Annotated in this window: 12 protein-coding genes, 1 other RNA gene and 1 pseudogene; 11 read left to right on the plus strand and 3 right to left on the minus strand. The window is 67.8% G+C overall.

Going from position 1 to position 17,928, the window contains the following annotated elements:
• Positions 1 to 245: 245 nt before the first annotated feature.
• The 5 genes from ftsE to ACP7BP_RS05845 all read left to right on the plus strand — a co-directional run bounded on the left by ftsE (position 246) and on the right by ACP7BP_RS05845 (position 4,658).
• Positions 246 to 935, plus strand: coding sequence for a cell division ATP-binding protein FtsE (gene ftsE, locus ACP7BP_RS05825; protein WP_426243402.1), 690 nt, complete (start codon positions 246 to 248; stop codon positions 933 to 935).
• Between the two features lie 18 nt (positions 936 to 953).
• A complete protein-coding gene (ftsX, locus tag ACP7BP_RS05830) occupies positions 954 to 1,865 on the plus strand; it encodes a permease-like cell division protein FtsX (protein WP_426243404.1) in 912 nt (303 codons plus the stop codon).
• 54 nt (positions 1,866 to 1,919) lie between these two features.
• Positions 1,920 to 3,209 carry a peptidoglycan DD-metalloendopeptidase family protein gene (locus ACP7BP_RS05835; RefSeq protein ID WP_426243406.1) on the plus strand — a complete coding sequence of 430 codons (1,290 nt, stop codon included), beginning with the start codon at positions 1,920 to 1,922 and terminating at the stop codon, positions 3,207 to 3,209.
• Between the two features lie 112 nt (positions 3,210 to 3,321).
• Positions 3,322 to 3,801, plus strand: coding sequence for an SsrA-binding protein SmpB (gene smpB / locus ACP7BP_RS05840; protein ID WP_426243408.1), 480 nt, complete (start codon positions 3,322 to 3,324; stop codon positions 3,799 to 3,801).
• A complete protein-coding gene (locus tag ACP7BP_RS05845) occupies positions 3,801 to 4,658 on the plus strand; it encodes an amidohydrolase family protein (protein WP_426243411.1) in 858 nt (285 codons plus the stop codon). Before smpB ends, ACP7BP_RS05845 begins: the two co-directional genes overlap by 1 nt.
• On the opposite strand, the gene ACP7BP_RS05850 is transcribed toward ACP7BP_RS05845, so the two are convergent.
• Positions 4,655 to 5,194 carry a helix-turn-helix transcriptional regulator gene (locus tag ACP7BP_RS05850; protein WP_426243413.1) on the minus strand — a complete coding sequence of 180 codons (540 nt, stop codon included), beginning with the start codon at positions 5,192 to 5,194 and terminating at the stop codon, positions 4,655 to 4,657. The two genes, ACP7BP_RS05845 and ACP7BP_RS05850, sit on opposite strands and share 4 nt — an antisense overlap.
• A 541-nt stretch (positions 5,195 to 5,735) precedes the next feature.
• On the opposite strand from ACP7BP_RS05850, the gene ACP7BP_RS05855 reads away from it, so the two are divergent.
• From ACP7BP_RS05855 to ACP7BP_RS05870, 4 genes and pseudogenes are all read left to right on the plus strand, one after another.
• Entirely contained in the window at positions 5,736 to 6,062 is a 327-nt protein-coding gene (locus tag ACP7BP_RS05855; protein WP_426243415.1) for a hypothetical protein, read from the plus strand.
• A 21-nt stretch (positions 6,063 to 6,083) separates the two neighbouring features.
• Positions 6,084 to 6,453: a transfer-messenger RNA gene (ssrA, locus tag ACP7BP_RS05860) on the plus strand.
• Positions 6,454 to 6,696: 243 nt separating this feature from the next.
• A complete protein-coding gene (locus ACP7BP_RS05865; protein WP_426243416.1) occupies positions 6,697 to 6,933 on the plus strand; it encodes a type I restriction-modification system subunit M N-terminal domain-containing protein in 237 nt (78 codons plus the stop codon).
• Between the two features lie 580 nt (positions 6,934 to 7,513).
• A pseudogene (locus ACP7BP_RS05870) lies at positions 7,514 to 8,674 on the plus strand (IS3 family transposase).
• Positions 8,675 to 8,748: 74 nt separating this feature from the next.
• Here the strand turns inward: ACP7BP_RS05870 and ACP7BP_RS05875 are convergent.
• Positions 8,749 to 9,237 carry a transposase gene (locus ACP7BP_RS05875; RefSeq protein WP_426243417.1) on the minus strand — a complete coding sequence of 163 codons (489 nt, stop codon included), beginning with the start codon at positions 9,235 to 9,237 and terminating at the stop codon, positions 8,749 to 8,751.
• Between the two features lie 491 nt (positions 9,238 to 9,728).
• Here ACP7BP_RS05875 and ACP7BP_RS05880 point away from each other — a divergent pair, with 491 nt between their 5' ends.
• A complete protein-coding gene (locus ACP7BP_RS05880; protein WP_426243419.1) occupies positions 9,729 to 10,325 on the plus strand; it encodes a hypothetical protein in 597 nt (198 codons plus the stop codon).
• A gap of 114 nt (positions 10,326 to 10,439) precedes the next feature.
• Positions 10,440 to 15,866 (plus strand): LamG-like jellyroll fold domain-containing protein, encoded by a 5,427-nt coding sequence (locus tag ACP7BP_RS05885; protein WP_426243421.1) that lies wholly within the window; start codon positions 10,440 to 10,442, stop codon positions 15,864 to 15,866.
• Between the two features lie 811 nt (positions 15,867 to 16,677).
• On the opposite strand, the gene ACP7BP_RS05890 is transcribed toward ACP7BP_RS05885, so the two are convergent.
• Positions 16,678 to 17,925, minus strand: a complete 1,248-nt coding sequence (locus tag ACP7BP_RS05890) for an MFS transporter (RefSeq protein WP_426243423.1) — start codon at positions 17,923 to 17,925, stop codon at positions 16,678 to 16,680.
• Positions 17,926 to 17,928 lie beyond the last annotated feature (3 nt).

The raw sequence follows: 17,928 nt of genomic DNA on the forward strand, positions 1-17,928 counted from the left end.
ACACCACCGCGGACTACTACTCCACCACCGGCCGGTCCCGGCTGGCCATCCTGGTCTGCTCAGGGATCCGCCGCGGACCGGGGAACTGGAGCCACCGCACCATCTGGTACGCCGTACCCGCGCCCACCGGCACCTGACGGCGCCGGCGCTGTACGAGGCGACGCCCCGGAGCAGACGGGAGGTGCGCGACCCCACGCCCACGGGGATCCCGGAATCCTCAGGATGCTCGCGTAACCTCGGCTCACGTGATTCGCTTCGAGAAGGTCACCAAGACCTACCCCGGCCACGCCCACTCGGCCCTCGACCAGGTGACGGCCGACATCGAGAAGGGCGAGTTCGTCTTTCTGGTCGGCTCCTCGGGGTCTGGCAAGTCCACGTTCCTGCGCCTCGTGCTGCGTGAGTACCGCCCCACCAGCGGGCGCGTCTACGTCGCCGGCAAGGAGATCAACCGGCTGGCGAGCTGGAAGGTGCCCCGCCTGCGACGCGACATCGGCACGGTCTTCCAGGACTTTCGCCTGCTCGGCAACAAGACGGTCACCGAGAACGTCGCCTTCGCGCTGCAGGTGATCGGCCGCTCGCGCGGCGACATCGCCGACCTGGTGCCGGAGACGCTCGAGATGGTCGGTCTCGACGGCAAGGGCGACCGGATGCCCGACGAGCTGTCGGGTGGCGAGCAGCAGCGCGTCGCGATCGCGCGCGCGTTCGTCAACCGGCCCAAGATCCTCATCGCCGACGAGCCCACCGGCAACCTCGACCCGACCACGTCGGTCGGGATCATGAAGCTCCTCGACCGCATCAACCGCACCGGCACGACCGTGCTCATGGCCACCCACGACGCCGGCATCGTCGACCAGATGCGCAAGCGGGTCATCGAGCTCGAGGACGGCCGGGTCATCCGCGACCAGGCCCAGGGCGTCTACGGCTTCCAGAACTGAATCGAGAGTCTCCTTCCCATGCAGCTTCGCTACGTCTTCTCCGAGCTCGGCCAGGGCCTGCGCCGCAACCTGTCCATGCACATCGCGGTGGTCCTGACCCTCTTCGTGTCGCTCACCCTCGTCGGCCTCGGCGTGCTACTCAACCAGCAGGCCGCCAAGGCCGCCGAGCACTGGGGCAGCCAGCTCCAGATCACGGTCTGGCTGTGCAAGGCGCAGGACGACAACCCCGCCTGCACCGGGGAGGTCACCGAGGCCCAGCGCGCCGCCATCACCTCGGTCGTGGAGGAGAACCCCGAGGTCGCGGGCTTCCACACGGAGACGAAGGAAGAGGCCTTCGAGAAGGTCAAGGAGCTCCTCGGGCCCGAGAAGTTCGAGGGCAACAACCCTGCGGCGACCGCGGAGGACATGCCCGAGTCGGTGTGGATCGAGCTGAAGGACCCGGAGAAGTACGACGGCATCACGAGCGCGGTCCGCGGCCTCGACGGGGTCTCCGGCATCCGTGACATGCGCGAGACGCTGAAGCCGATCTACGGTGCCATCAACCTCCTGCAGGTGAGCGCGTTCGTCACCTCGATCGTGCTGGTGATCGCTGCCCTGCTGCTGGTCGCCAACACCATCCGGCTGGCGGCCTTCGCGCGCCGCAAGGAGATCGGCATCATGCGGCTGGTGGGTGCCTCAACGCTGTACATCACCCTGCCGTTCCTGCTCGAAGCCCTGGTCACCGCACTCATCGGCGTCTCGCTGGCGGCGGGCGCCCTGGGTGCCTTCATGTACTTCGGCATCCACGAGCGCGCGACCGACCAGCTCAAGTTCATCCCCTGGATCGGCGCGGACCAGTACGTCGTGGCGCTGGCGACGATCGCGATCCTCGGTCCGGTGCTCACCTTGCTTCCGACACTCGTGCTGACGCGCAAATACCTCAAAGTCTGACCGCACTCCGTTACCGTCGGTCTCGTTCACTTCCCCGAACACGAAGGCAGACCGGTGCGTCTCTTCCCCCGTACCGCTCGTCGTCGCCTGTCCGTCGCGCTCGTCGCGGCGTTGCTGGCCGTCGGCGTGCTGAGTGCCCCCCTCGCGAACGCAGACGACCTCAAGGACCGCCAGAAGACTGTCGAGCGCGACATCAAGCACGCCCAGCGGGACCTCGACGAGTCCAGCAACCGGATGGCCAAGGCGCGGGAGAAGCTGAAGGACGCCCGCGTCCAGCTCGACGCGGCTCGGGTCGAACTCGCCACGGCCCAGGGCAAGGTGGCGGTCGCGCAGCAGCGCGACGCCGAGATGCAGATCGAGCTGACCGACGCCGAGGCAGCCCTGACCCAGGCGCGCGCCGATCTCGAGACCGGGCGCACCGACATGCGCACCCAGCAGGACCACGTCGCGTCCACCATCTCCTCGATCTACGAGCAGGGCGACCCCGACCTCCTCGCGTTCGCCGCGCTGCTCGACTCACAGACTGCAGCCGACCTCACGCGGTCCAACGAGGCCCGCAACGCGATCGTCGGTCGCGACACCCGTGCCTACCAGGAGCTGCAGGCCGCCAAGGTCCTCCTCGGCGTGCGCGAGAACCAGGTCGAGGCCGCCAAGGAGGCGGTGGCGGCCAAGCGCGAAGAGGCCGCCGAGCACCTCACCGCGATGCAGCAGCTCGAGGCCGACGCGACTGCAGCCGAGCAGTCGGTGGTCGGCCTGGTCGGCGAGCGTCGTACGGCCGAGGTGGAGGCCGCTGCCGCTCGCGCCGCCGACGCGCGCGCGCTGAAGAAGCTCAAGAAGGAAGACAGCAGGATCGAGGAGCTGCTGCGCAAGCGGGCGGCTGCCGCCCTGCGCCGAGCCCGCGCCGCCGCGGCCCGCGCCCATGCCCAGTCGGGCCCGCCGGCGCGCAGCGGCGGCTACCTCAGCCCGCCCGCCAACGGTCACATCACGTCGCCCTTCGGCTACCGCATCCACCCGATCTACCACTACTACGGCCTGCATGACGGCACCGACTTCGGCGCCGCCTGCGGCTCGCCCCTCTATGCCGCGGCCGACGGCAAGGTGATCTCGTCGTACTGGAGCACCGTCTACGGCAACCGGATGATCATCGACAACGGGGCCGTCGCGGGCGTGGGCCTGGCCACGATCTACAACCACGCCGTTCGATACACCGTGGGCGAGGGCCAGCAGGTGCACCGCGGGGAGGTCATCGGGTACGTCGGCTCGACCGGCTGGTCGACCGGCTGCCACCTGCACTTCACGGTGATGGCCAACGGCAAGGCCGTGGACCCGGCCAACTGGCTCTGACACGGGCCTTGTCTCGAGGCTTCGTCGCTGGCGCTGCTCGCACCTCAACCAGCGGCGGTCCTCGCGCCTCACCAGCCGCAAACCCGATTGCACCGCCTGAGAGACTGGACTCATGCCACGTGAGCAGGGGACCAAGTCGGTCGCGCAAAACAGGAAGGCGCGCCACGACTACCACATCGAGGACACCTGGGAGGCCGGGCTCGTCCTGGTCGGCACCGAGGTGAAGTCGCTGCGGGCCGGCCGCGCGTCCCTCGTCGACGGCTTCGGTGAGGTCGACAACGGTGAGGTCTGGCTGCACGGGGTGCACATCCCGGAGTACTCCCAGGGCACCTGGACCAACCACTCCGCCCGGCGCAAGCGAAAGCTGCTGCTCAACCGTGCCGAGATCGCCAAGATCGAGCGCAAGATCACCGACAAGGGCTACACGATCGTCCCGTTGAGCCTGTACTTCAAGGACGGCCGCGCCAAGGTGGAGATCGCGTTGGCGCGAGGCAAGAAGTCCTACGACAAGCGGCACTCGCTGGCCGAGCGTCAGGCCAACCGTGAGAAGGAGCAGGCAGTCCAGCGTCGGCTCAAGGGCATCACCGACTGATGCCGCTGCCCATCGTCGAGCGCCTGGGTCTGCCCGGCCTCTTCGACATCCACACGCACTTCCTACCGCCCCGCGTGATGGCGAAGGTGCGTGCCCAGTTCGACGCCGCAGGCCCGCTCATCGGTCGCCCGTGGCCGCTGGAGTACCGGGACGACGACGAGGTGCTCGTCGAGACCCTGCGCTCGTTCGGCGTCCGGCACTTCACGGCCCTGCCCTACGCACACAAGCCCGCGATGGCGGAGTTCCTCAACGACTGGGCCTTCGCGTTCGCCGCTCGCACCACCGGCGCCCTCCGCTGCGCCACCTTCTTCCCTGAGCCAGGCGTCGCTGACTACGTCGCAGCGCGCCTCGAGACCGGGGTCGAGGTGTGGAAGGTGCACGTGCAGGTCGGCGGCTTCGACGTCAACGATCCGCTGCTCGACGGCGCCTGGGGCCACGTTGCAGACGCCGGTACGCCGGTGGTCCTGCACGCGGGCAGCGGGCCTGTCGCCACGGCGTACACGGGCCCTGACCGGGTCGCGACCCTGCTCGCGCGGCACCCGGACCTGTGCCTGGTCATGGCTCACGCCGGGGCGCCGGAGTACGACGAGTTCATGACGCTCGCCGAGCGCTACCCGCGCGTCCACCTCGACACCACGATGGCGTTCACCGACTTCTTCGCCGGTCTGGGAGCGCCGTACCCCACCGAGCTGCTGCCGCGGCTGCGCGACCTGGGGGAGAGGGTGCTGCTCGGGTCGGACTTCCCGAACATCCCCTACCCCTACGGCACCCAGCTCGACGCGTTGGAGCGCCTCGACCTCGGCGACGAGTGGCTGCGCGGGGTGCTGTGGGACAACGCGGTCAGGCTGTTGCTCTAGGAAGACCCCACGCCCAGAGCCCGTGACAGCAGAGAGCGTCGGTTGCGGCTGCCGGTGCGGTCGAACACCGACTTCAGGTGGTCCTGCACGGTCAAGGGGGAGACTCCCAGCCGGTCAGCGACCGCATTGGTGTCGAGGCCGCCGGCGAGCAGCCCGACCAGCGTGGTCTCACGGGGGCTGAGCCCAAAGGCACGTGTGAACACCTCGAGGCGTTCCAAGGGAGTCGTCTCGTCCATCGTCACAGCGATGGGTGCCGACCCGTCAGCGGCGTGCAGACGCGCAGCGCGAGCGGTGATCCAGCGCCCGTGCGCGAGGTGCACCCGCGCCGCAGCTGGATGCTCGTCCACGCCGCGCTCGACGGCGAGCAGCTGGGCGGCGACGTTGAAGACCACCGCCGGGACGGCCGTGCGGTCCGGCGATGGCGGCAGCAGGGTGGCGAGCCACCGCTCCGCCGTCGCGGTGTCTCCCGTGACGCGCAGGTCGTCGTCGACGAGCAGCACCCCCGGGCCGTCGCGCCGCCTGATGGGCGGGGGCACCTCCGGATGGCCGTTGTCATCGCACCCCGAGTCCGTTGAAGCAAGCCGAGGTGCTCGTCGGTGAACGTCCCGTCCTCTCGCCAGAGGTCGAGGAACGCCCAGGTCCCGTGCCGGTCGACGTGCGCGACCGACGCGACGTCGGAGGCGTAGGGACCGACCCCTGCACGCCAGTCGGGTGCAGCGCCCAGCGGCAGGTCGCTGAGGCGCGCGGCGGTCGGAAGGTCGGTCCAGCGGTGCTCACGCGTCAGGTACTTCGCCCGCACCAGGGCCGGCAGCGACTCGAGGGCGGGCACGTCGGCGTACGGCGCGGAGCCGACGGAGGTGACCGGATCGGTGAGCACCCACACGAACCACCGGAAGGGGAGTGCCGTACGCAACGCGTCAACGACGCCGACCCTCAGCGCGGTGGCATCATCCACCGAAGCGCACAGCCGACGGACCCGTTCCTCCGCGTGCGCTGGATCCGACCGGCCCATGCCGCGACGGTAGTCCCCAGATCTCTGGGATGGCAGCGTCGCTGACCCGGTCCTAGCGTCGATGCATGACGACCCTCCGCATCGAGCACCCGATCACCGACTACGACACCTGGAAGGGTGCCTTCGACCGGTTCGGCGACATTCGCCACGACGCCGGCGTACTGGCCCATCGGATCCATCGACCCGTAGACGACGAGCACTACGTGATCATCGACCTGGACTTCGACAGTGCCGCACAGGCGGAACGCTTTCTCGGCATCCTCAAACAGCGCGTGTGGGCGGTGCCCGAGAGCTCACCAGCCCTCGCCGGAGCACCGCAGACGCGACTGCTGGAGACCCTGGAACGTGCTGACCGAGGAATGCGTGCACGGTCTGCGGCGTTGAGCACGTAGACTGACCGACACAACTCAAGAGGGGCTGATCGGTTTCGACTTGGGACGTTAGTTCCAGGAGAAGCGGGTCGAGAAGCCAGCGTCATCTCGTAAACGATCGCTGGAAAACACAGTTGCCAACTCTAATCGCAACGACTTCGCTCTCGCTGCCTGAGCAGTGATCGAAGGGTCTGACCGGGCATCCGTCCTCGTCCCGGACCCAGGCCTCATCTAGAGGACTTGCTGGTCACTTCCTGCCAGGAGGAGTGACCGGGACTTAATCCTGGCTGGGCCTGTCGGCGACGTGTCTGTGCGAGCGCCGGGGCCGAGAAAAGCGACAACACGGACTGCACCCGGAGAAGACCTGGTTCGACGCTCGAGGACGCGGGTTCGATTCCCGCCAGCTCCACCGAGGGGTCTTCGCAGAATAACGCGGAGATCTTCGCAGAATCGCCGGTCCCGGCGGCTCACACCGCTGGGAGCCAGCCCTCTTGAACGAGAGCCGCTCCGACACCCGTCGGGGCGGCTTTCGTGCTCTGTCCGCGGTCGTCGGAGGCGCCGCCTAGAGTTGGGGTGTGATCACCGGGGAGCTCAAGAGCAAGATCGACAACATCTGGAACGCGTTCTGGTCAGGTGGCATCGCGAACCCCTCGAGGTGATCGAGCAGATCACCTACCTACTCTTCATCCGTCGCCTCGACGACCTTCAGACGCTGGCCGAGAAGAAGGCCAACCGGACCGGCCAACCGATCGAGAGCTCGCTCTTCCAGCCTGGTCAGGCCGACCCTCGGTGGTCGAAGATCTCCCGGAAGCGCTGTTCGCGCTCCCGCGGCGACGAAGTGGTGGAGTCCATACCTGTTCCTGTCCGAGTCAGCACAAGTGTGTCGCAGTGAGTCGCCAGTTTCGTGTTGGTGTGCATTGCGTGGGGCGCCTGACGGCGATCTCGCTCAGGAGCCGCGCATCGTTCGCGATCAGCGTGCGGGTGGTCGACCGGGGCTCGAACGCGGAGGAAGGTCGACATCTGTCCCACCCCGCGACCGCCACAGCGGGTGGTCAGGCTGCGATCTCGATGGGACGCCGGTGCGCTCGTTCACGGGACAGGTGGCGCAGTGTCGTGGCGATGCAGGCGACCTGAAGCCAGCCTGTTGCCGACGCGAGGGTGTTCTCGAACGACTTCGCCAGCCGACAGGAGCGTCCAAGGCGGCCGTGGGCGACCTCGACGCGCCAGGCGTGTCGGATGGGGCGGAAGACTGGCTGCTTGTCGGCCCCCCGACCCGGCGGACCTCGACGTCGTGGTCTCGGCCAACTGCTTGGGCAGCAGCCGCGGTAACACCCCCTGTCCACTAGGACCAGTTCGAGCCTCCCGGTGACGCCCGGGTCTGCTGCACGAACGGGTGACAGTTTGATCTGCCCCACCAGAAAGGTTCCAGTTCCTGTGGCTAAGTGACTGCCTTCACCGGAAGGCTGAACACCGTGCCCCGTGCCTACCCGCCTGAGTTCCGCGCCCGAGCTATCGCGCTCGTCCGTGCAGGCAAACCGCAGAAGCAGACCGCTCACGAGCTCGATATTCACCCCGTCACGCTCTCCAAGTGGGTCAAACAGGACCGCATCGATCGTGGCGAGGTCCCCGGGACCACCACCACCGAGTCAGCCGAGCTCCGGGCGGCTCGCCGACGCATCCGCGAGCTCGAGACCGACCTGGTGATCATCCGTCAGGCGGCGAAGTTCCTGGGTGAGGACAAGCCCCGCCCAAAAGGCTCTACCCGGTGATCGATCGGCTCGTCGACGCCGGGATTCCGGCCGATCGCTGCTGCCGGGTCCTGGGAGTGGCACGGCAGAACTACTACAAGCAGAAGCGGATCCCGAGCACCCCGACACAGCTGCGCCGCCAATGGCTCACCGGGCTGATCCGGGAGGTTCACGTCGCCTCTCGCGGGACCTACGGGTACCGGCGGGTGCACGCCGAACTCACCATGGGGATGGGCATCACCGTCTGCGAACGCACCGTCTGGTTGCTCATGAACCAGGCCGGCATCTACGGCCTACCGGGGACCGACCAGGGTCAAGCGGCTGCGCGGCGTGGTCACCGCCGACGATCTGGTGAACCGGAAGTTTCACAGGCTCCGGCCCAACGAGCTGTGGGTCACCGACATCACCCAACACCGGACGAGGGAAGGGTGGATCTACTGCGCCGCGGTCCTCGACGCCTACAGCCGCCGCATCGTGGGCTGGTCCATCGACTCCAAGCAGGACGCCACCCTCGTGGTCAACGCCCTCGACATGGCGATACGCAATCGCCGACCCGAGCCCGGCGGGATCGTCCACGCGGATCACGGGACCCAGTTCACCTCCTGGGTCTTCGGCGAGAAGATCCGCTCCGCCGGACTACTGCCATCTTTCGGCACCGTTGGCGACGGCCTGGACAACGCCATGATGGAGAGCTTCTGGTCCTCCATGCAGATCGAGCTCCTCAACCGCCGACGATGGAAGACCCGGGTCGAGCTCGCGAACGCGATCTTCGAGTACATCGAAATCTTCCACAACCGCCGTCGACGCCACTCCGCGCTCGGCTACCGCACCCCGATCGAGTACGAACTACTCTCTGAGACCGACACCATCACCGCAGCCAGTTAGTCACCGAGACTGGAACCCAAACCGTGGGGCAGGTCAAGATGTCACCTATCCGTGCAGCAGACCCCCCTGCCGGGTCATGTGCTCGGTGGCTCGGTGGCTCGTGCGTGGAAGCAGGAACGACCAGTGCAGCCACGGGAAGGCCCGTCACGTCGACTGCGACTACACGCTTCGCGCCCTTGGTCCGCCCATAGGGGCCGCCTCGGTCGTGGAACGTGAACCCACCGTTCGAGGCGCCGCGGGCCAGGTGGGTGTCGATGACGACCACGCGAGGGCGTCTCCTCCGTCCTTCCGTCCCGTCGGCGCGCGGCTGCGTGGAGCACCGTCAGGGCCTGCGCCCAGGTGCCGTTGCGTGACCAGCGGCGGAACTGCGACCAGACTCGGGTCCATGGTCCGAATGACTCCGGGAGGTAGCGCCACTGGCAGCCGGTCTGGGCGACATACTGCATCGCGTCCACGACGGTCCGCAGGTCATCGGCATGTCTGCGGCCTCGCTTTCCCGGCGCGTTGAACACGGGCTCCAGCAGGTTCCACTGCTCATCGGTCAGATCGCTTGGGTACGGCATGCGCCGCACGGTGACCGCGCAACTCGTCAACGCAATAGGGACACCCTGTAAGGGTTCCGATGTCGTGTCTCAGCCCCGACGAGGTGCCTGAGCTCTGGGCAGGACCGCCGGAGGCCTTCTCACCGACGGGATCGGGCGAGGCAACCGACCACGCCTGGCGTTCATCTGTTCGATGCCTCGCTGACGCTCCGATGGGGTTAGGTGCCGCCGGCGCAGACGAGGAAGGATCCTATGGACGTGTTCGGTGCGGCAGCGCTCGGTGATCGGCGGGTCGGGCTTCTTGCGATCGGAGGCAAGTCCGTCGTGGTGTGGATGGCCGAGTCGCGACGGGCCCCTAGGCTCGCCACCCGGGTTGCGCCGGCATGAGGGCTGTACGACGACTCCTGGCGTGTGCCGCGGCCGCAGGTCTGTTGTGGTGGCCTGCGACGACCGCCTTCGCTCATCCGTTCGGTGCTCCGCAGACCGCCGAGATCACGACGACGGACACCGGCGTGCGAATCCACTGGAAGGCATCCCCTGACGACGTCACGGCTCTCGCGATCAGCCTCGGTGCGCTCGATCAGATGCGCACCTTCGTCTTCGACGACGGCGTCATGGTTCCCGAGGAGTCGGACGAGACCGACGGCGTGAAGCTGGCGAAGGCCCCCGAGCTCGGTACGTACCTGCTCAAGCACGTAGCGGTCACGGTCGACGGCACCGCCTGCACGGGCAAGCTGCTGGACGTCGACGACGTGATCGCGCAGGGAGCGACGGTCGACTTCGACTGCGGCAGCGCGGTCACCAGCGCCGACGTCCGCATCGACACCCTGACGGACATCAACGCGGCCTACCGGACGATGGGGTACGGACCGGGGGACGTCATCAACGCCTACTCGCAGGACTCACCGGTCTTCACCTGGCAGTTCTCGAAGGCCACGCAGCCGGGGACCGTTGTGGCGACTGGTGGGGGGCGGGCGGGGAGCGCCGTCCTCCAGCTCGGCGGAATCGGCGCGGCGCTCGCCGCCGCCGGCTGCACGTGGTGGCTCCTTGTCCGGCGGCGGGCGAATCGTGACCGAGGTCTCCCTTCGCCGGCGATCCGACGCCGCTAGCGCGACTGTTCACTGTCGAGCCTCGCCCTGTTGATGTGATGCCGCCTTCCTCGTACCAGTAGACGTTTTGACTTCCGCATGAACTCGGACATGCGACCCAAAGGAAAAACTGAGATGACATCTGCCCTCCTCAGGAGGCTGGCTGGTGCAGTTGCAGGAATCGCGGCGACAGGCGGCCTCGCGGTTGTTGCGTCGCCGGCGGACGCCGCGCCCGCACTGCTGATCAGCACCGACGCAACGACCTGGAGCTATCTCGACGACGGGTCCGACCCGGCGGCCGAGCTGCCGCATCGCACCGACTGGACGGACCCCGGGTTCGACGACTCAGGCTGGAAGACGGCAGAGGGCTCCTTCGGTGCCAGGGAGGGCGCTCTCGCCACCGTCTCCGGCTTCATGCCGAACACCCTGCTGAACCAGTACAGCACCGGAACGACTGACATCCCGGCCTACTTCTTCCGCACCGAGGTCGACGTCCCTGCGGGCGCGCTCGACGACGTCAGCAGCCTGTCGGCGTCGCTCGTGTACGACGATGCCGCGACCGTCTACGTCAACGGCGTTCGCGTCTCCGGTTTCGACGACGAGACAATCACGGCCAACCTGTCCTACGGTGGCTCGAACTCCGATGTCCCGAAGCCCGCGACCTTCACGGTGCCGGCCTCGCTGTTTGTGAGTGGCAGCAACACGGTCGCCGTCGAGCTGCACCAGGGGCGCACGTCCAGCTCCGACATCTACCTCGACTTCACCAGCCTCCAGCTTGGAGCCGACGTGCCTCCCGTCGCGGCCGCTGTCAGCGACACGGACACCATGGCGGTCATCGACGAGGTGACCTTTCAAGGGGGTGAGCCGGAGCTGCCTGCGGACTGGCTGGTGCCAGACGCCAAGCAGCGGCTGCCATTCACGGTCGAGGGAGCCGGGCTATCCGGTTCACTTGAGGGCTTCCCGGCCCTGGTGAAGCTCGACAACGACGACCTCGACTTCGCGGCCGCAGACCCGGACCACCTGGTCTTCACTGCTGGCAGCGACCCGACGCCGCTGTCCTATCAGGTTGAGAAGTGGGAGCCCACCGGGTCCTCGGTGTGGGTCAAGCTGCCGAATGTCGGCGCGACGGCCTCGGAGATCGAGCTCTACTTCGACGGTGCGCCGCAGAACACGACCACGGCGACGGACGTCTGGGACACCGACTACATCACGGTCAACCACTTCAACGCGGCGAGCGGTGACTTCGCCGACGCGACTGCAAACGGCTGGACCGGCACCGCGATCGGCGCCAATGCGTCATACGGCGCCGAGAGCGGCAGCGGTACGCCGGCCTATCAGATCACCGGTGCCAACACCTCGATCGACTTCGGCACCGAGATGGCTCACGCGTCGACCGCGGCCGTCACCTTCTCGACGTCGGTCTGGCTCGACCCGAGTCAGTGCACCGCCGAGGACACGGGCTACCGCGTCCTCGCCGGCCGCGACATCGGCGGAGGCAAGAAGCCCGGTGAGACTTACTCGCTGGTCTGCTACCAGGGCAAGGTCTTCCCACGTTTCGTCGTCGGTGACGGCACCACGAGCGTCGGCGTCAACGCCAGCAACGGCAACGCGCTTGCGTCCACCGAATGGCCGGCGGGTGCCTGGCACGAGCTTGCGACCACGTTCGACGGCAGCATGATCCGCACCTACCTCGACGGCGAGGAGATGGCCACCTACGCCGTGAGCGGCACCATCGGAGACGGCCTCACCCCGCCGCGCTTCATCGTCGACGGCTACGACAATGCGACCGGCGGCGTGAAGATGGCCATCGACGAGATGCGAATCTCGACCGTCGCGCGCAGCGCCGACTGGATGAAGGCCGAGCATCTCGCTCAGACCGGCGCCCTCGTCAAGGTGGGCGCGATCGAGGCGCCCACGCAGCTGCAGCTGTCGGTGACGAAGCCGGAGAACGGCGCGCGAGTGGAGGGCTCGACCCTCGAGTTGGCGGGCACCACCTCGGGTGCCGAGGTGACCTATCGCGTCGACGACGCGGCCCCCGTCTCTCTCGGCACCGTGAACGGTGACTACTCAGCCACGATCGAGGGTCTGGCGCTCGGTGCGCACAACATCGAGATCGTCGCGATCGACGGTGACAGCCAGAAGACGATCACCCGGTCCTTCACTGTGGTGGAGCCGGGTGCAGAAGGGGAGCCTCGGCTGTCGGTCAGCGACGACGATGTCGTCTCCGGTCTGGTCGACCTCGGGGTCATCCGGCCGGATGGCCCGCCGTCGGCCGACGGGGTCTCCATCACGGTCGATGGCACCTCGCTGCCGGTGACCGTGCGCAATGACCAGGCGAGCGCGGTCTTCGAGGTCGGCGGCTGGCAGACCGGCTTCAAGCAGGACATCACGCTCAACGGCCAGTCGCTCAACCCGCCGCGCGCCGACTTCTCAGGCACGATGCGTCTCGACATCCCGGTCGACGGGCTGCACGAGGGTGCGAACACGCTGCGCGTTGCCACGGGTAGCGGTGTCGAGACCGCCGACACAGCAAGGAACAACGACGACTTCGACATCAGGGACCCGCGCATCGAGTTCCTCGGCACCGGCCTGACGCTGCGCGACCCGAGCGTTGACCCCGGCGCCAAGCTCCTCATCGGCGACGGTTTCCCCGCGGGCACGGCCAACCCGCCGGTCTACTACCGGGATTTCACCATCGAGGTCGCGCCCGGTCAGCTGACGGCTCTGGTCGCCAGCTGGGACACCGCGCTCGCCGCCGACGGGGAGCATACGGTCACCTCGACCACCCCTGGTGGCAGCGTGTCCGCGACGGTCGTCTCGGACAACACGGCACCGACGGTGACGTTCAACGAGCCGTCCGACGGCGGTAGGTACACGGGATCGTTCGACATCGACGTGGCCGCGGCCGACCCGCACGAGGTGGACACGCTCACGCTCACCCTGGACGGCACCGAGGTGAGCCAGGGCGATGTGATCGAAATCGATTCGATCGGCGCGGGCGAGCACACGCTGACCGCGCACGTCATCGACAGCATGGGCAACGCCAACGACGTGTCGGCTACCTTCGCGACCATCGGCAACGCGCCGGATGAGGCCGGTGACCCGAGGCCGGCGGACGGGGCGACGAACGTCGACCCCGCGCAGGTCGAGTTCTCAGTGACCGCCAGCGATCAGGCCGGCGACGCGCTCGACGTCACCTTCAAGCGGGCCTTCGAGGGTGCTGCGACCTCAGTCAAGGAAGGCACCACCAAGGTCGCAGTGCCGGGTGCCGACGCGGGCGCCTCGGTAGACGCTGGGGACAAGCTCTCCGCAGTGGACGGTGACAGCGTGACGACCTCGGCGGACCGGGCATACCCGTTCCAGCAGTTCGAGGTCGCGGTGCCGTCCGGGATCACTGCCGACGAGTTCACGATCGCCTGGAACGGCTCCGTCCCAACCGGTCACCGCGCCGCGTTGTCGGTGTGGGATCACAGCACGAACGCCTGGAAGCCGCTCGCAGAAGGGGCCGGCGGCGAGCCGCTGGCGCTGACGGCGACAGCTGTACGGGCCGACACTGTCCGCGGTGGTGTGGCGCAGGTCCTGGTCCAGGACGAGCCGAAGGTGGTGCTCGACGACGATGATGTCGCGACGATCTCGTGGGTCACCGACACGCAGAACTACAGCGAACGGGAAGCCACCACCTACGACAAGCAGCTCCAGTGGACGTTGGACAACTGGAAGACCGACGACATCGCCTATGGCGTCCACACCGGTGACATCGTCAACGTCGCCAGCCAGCGCGTCCAGTGGCAGAACGCCAGCAAGTCGCACAAGCTGTGGGACGAGGCTGACTTCCCGTACGGCGTTGTGCCGGGCAACCACGACATCGCCGGTGGGCAGTACGAGACCTACCGAGAGTTCTTCGGTGAGGCCCGGTTCAAGGACAACCCCTGGTACGGCGGGACGAACCAGGACAACGTCCAGCACTACGACCTGTTCTCGACTCCTGACGCCGACTACCTCTTCCTGTACGTCGACTGGTCGCTGTCGCAGGACGAGATCGACTGGGCGAACGAGGTCATCGACTCGCATCCGACGTACAACGTCGTCCTGGCCACACACCAGTACCTGCTCAACGGGGGTGCCTATGTGACGCCGGGCCAGGAGATCTTTGACAAGATCGTGCTGCCCAACCCCAGCGTCAAGATGATCCTGTCGGGTCACACGCCGGGCGTGGCGATGAACATCAAGCGGCCCAGCCAGGACCGCGTCATCGTCGAGGTCATGCAGGACTCGCAGGCCGTCGGATTCGCCGGTGACGGCTGGATGCGCACGTTCGACATGGACGCCACGAACCAGACGACCACCCACCGGACGTTCTCGGTCAGCAATGAGGGCAACAACTTCGCCGGCAACGGGGAGACCTTCGTTGCCCCGGAGAATTGGAGCGGCACCACCAACGCCGAGAACTTCACGGTGCCGATGGACATCGAGCTGGCCTCGCGCGAGATCTCGACCGATGCCTTGGTGGCCACGACGTTTGGTGAGGATCGGCTCGGACAGCCTGTCCACGTCGAGTCCGGTTCCAGGGCAGCGGTGACGGTTCGCAACCTCGAATCGGCCACGACGCACCAGTGGTACGCCGAGGCGAAGGATGCCGGCGGTCACTCGTCGGTCTCCGACGTCTTCACCTTCACGACCGCCGAAGGGTCTGCGCCGCAGACCCCCCTGGGGATCTCCGTGGACCCGAAGATCACCGGCGCTGCGGAAGTGGGTTCGACGCTGACCGCCATGCCGGCGGTCTTCACCGGGGGTCCGACCGATGTCACCGGGCAATGGCTGGCTGACGGCGTGCCGATCGAGGGACAAACGGCGACCAAGGTGGTGGTGACGGTCGACCTGATCGGTAAGCGGATCAGCTACCGCTCGGTCGCCGCGAAGACGGGCGTCGACAGCGTGACGGCGACCTCCGCGTCACTGGCCCCGGTCGCGAGGCTGAGCGTGAGGCCTTCGATCACAGTGCGGCCGACGACGTACGGCTCCGCGGGCCAGATCGGCGTGGCGATCACCGTGCCGACTGCTCTGGGCTCCGTGCCGGGCACGGTGACGGTCCGCGGGGTCGGTCCGGCCCAGACCCGGGCCGCCGGCGCTGGTGCGCTGGTGTTCGGGCTGCCGGCAACGCTGAGGCCGGGCAGGTACACGGCCACGGTCGACTACTCCGGGTCGGACAAGGTGGACCCGGTGACCGAGGTCGTGGAGGTCCTGGTCGGCAAGCGCGCTGTCGCGGGCTCGGCGGTGGAGGCGAAGGTCATCAAGAGGCCGACGCCGGGGAAGCGCGGAAAGGCGACGGTCAGGGTTGCCACGCTCGACGGGCTCACAAGCGCGACGGGCAGGGTCACCGTCACCCTGAGGCAGGGTCGGGTGAGCAAGCGCGCCACCGCCACCCTCGTCCGCGGGCGAGCGACCGTCAGGCTGCCGAAGCTGGCGAGGGGCAAGTGGAGGATGTCGGTGTCCTACGGCGGCAACGCGTACTACCTGCAGAGGACCGACACCGGTCCCGCAGTGAGTGTCCCACGTAGGTAGTTTCGACCGACGACGGTCGACTCCCCGCTAGGGAGTCGACCGTCGTCGTTCGCCGGGCTGATCGTTGGGTGCCGTCGCCGGTCCGATCTGAGAGCTGTCGCCGCCAGGGTGTTGTCCACCGAGGACGTGCGTCCATTTTCCGACCCTTCGTAGACGCACCGACTCGGCACGCCAGAGTGTGATCCTCCAATAGCATCCCGGGCGCAACTCTCGTAGGGGTCTGTCGTGGCTCCCGATCCGTTCCAGTGACAGAACTCATCGCCCTGATCCTCGGATAGATCGCCCGCTGGGTTGCTTCTCGCTACAGCGGTACGGGCTCGTCGTGTTCACTCACCTGCGACGAGCCTCGGAATCCAAGCAACGGACGGGCCTGAGCCAGCTACCCCTTGTTGCCCGCGTCGGTCTGGCACTCGCGGTCGGAGCCACTCACGATGGCCACCATCTGGGGGTCGACGAACTTGCTGGTCACTTCCTGCCAGGAGGAGTGACCGGGACTTGATCCTGGCTGGGCCTGTTGGCGACGTGTCTGTGCGAGCGCCGGGGCCGAGAAATGCGCACACGGACTGCACCCGGAGAAGACCTGGTTCGACGCTCGAGGACGCGGGTTCGATTCCCGACAGCTCCACCGACCGACGCTTCTAGCCGGACCTCGGCCGCCACCTGGCGGTTCGGGGTTCGCACGAAGTTGCGTGAGCTTTCGTAGCGCCGGGCCCGGCGCTGTTGCTCCTCATCGAGGAGGGCAGCGAGGGGTCAGGCGTTGCGGTCTTCGCCGCCCTTCTCGACCGCCTACTCGAGGTGGGGCGTGCAGACGTTAGTCCGCGGGCGGAACCCCTGTGGCGGCCTCGCGGTGTGCGCGCGCCATGCGAGGCGTTGCGTAGGTGGAGTAGCGCGGGATCCAGTAAGCGAGCCCTGCCGCGGCGACGATCCCCAAGCCGCCGGTGATCGCGATGCCGACGGCGAGGGTCGCGAAGACGGCGCAGGCTGCGGGGATCAGTGGGCCGCTGGCCTGGCCGAGGTCGCTCATCAGGCGCCAGATCGAGAGGAACGTCGTCCGGTTGTCGGTCGGCGCGGAGTCGGCGCCGACGGTCATCATCACCCCCGAGCCGATGCCGTTGCCGAAGCTCATCGCGGCCGCCACCAGGGTGAACGCGACCACGCCGTGGGTGAACGGCAGCACGATCAGGCCCGCGCCCAGGATCACCATCGACGGGACGGCGATGGCGAGCCGGCCCCACCGGTCCATGACGTGGCCGGAGGGGTAGAACAACGACATGTCCACGAAGTTCGCGATGCCGAAGACCAGACTCGCGGCTGTCGCGCTCATCCCGATGTGGTCCGCCCACAGCGGGAGCACGCTCTGCCTCGTGGCCCGGACCGCGCCGACCGTCGCGACCATGAGTCCGAGGGTGAAGAAGAGCCGGCGGTGTGACTTGAAGAGGTCTCGCGTGTTCGTGGTTCCCCGCAGCTGCGGGGGCCGGTCCCGAGCCTTCTCCGCGTCGTGGACGAACAGCAGCAGGAAGCCGGTGGCCACCGCCGAGGTCACGCCGACGGCGTACGCCGCCCTGAGCCCGGTCGCTGCGATGCAGGCGGCCCCGAGGAACGGGCCGATGAACATGCCGATCCGTTGCGAGCCCGCCAGCGTCGACAGGGCTCGCGCCCGCAGGTGGATCGGAACCACCTCGGCGACGTAGTTCTGCCGGGCGAGGTTGAACGTCGAGGTGCACATGCCGACGACGAGCAGTGCGACGGCCAGTGCGACGACCGAGTCGGTGACCAGGCAACCGGTCCAGGAGGCGGTGGTGGCGGCCGCCGCCACGGCCATGGCGCGCCGGTCTCCGAGCCGGTCGGCGAGCTTGGCGGCCGGAACGTCGCCGACGATTCTGCCGATGCCAAGCATCGCCGCCATCAGCGCGGCGACCGTGGTGCTCGATCCGGCTGCCAGGGCGGTCAGGGGGATGACGGGCGCGACGGCGCCGGTGCCGATGGCGAAGACGAGTGTGGGGAGTAGTGCGGAGGGTCCGATCCTGCGAATCGCCTGCTTGGCTGTCGTCGTCGGCACGGG

The sequence above is a fragment of the Nocardioides sp. LHG3406-4 genome, from assembly GCF_049897745.1.
Classification (GTDB): Bacteria; Actinomycetota; Actinomycetes; order Propionibacteriales; family Nocardioidaceae; genus Nocardioides.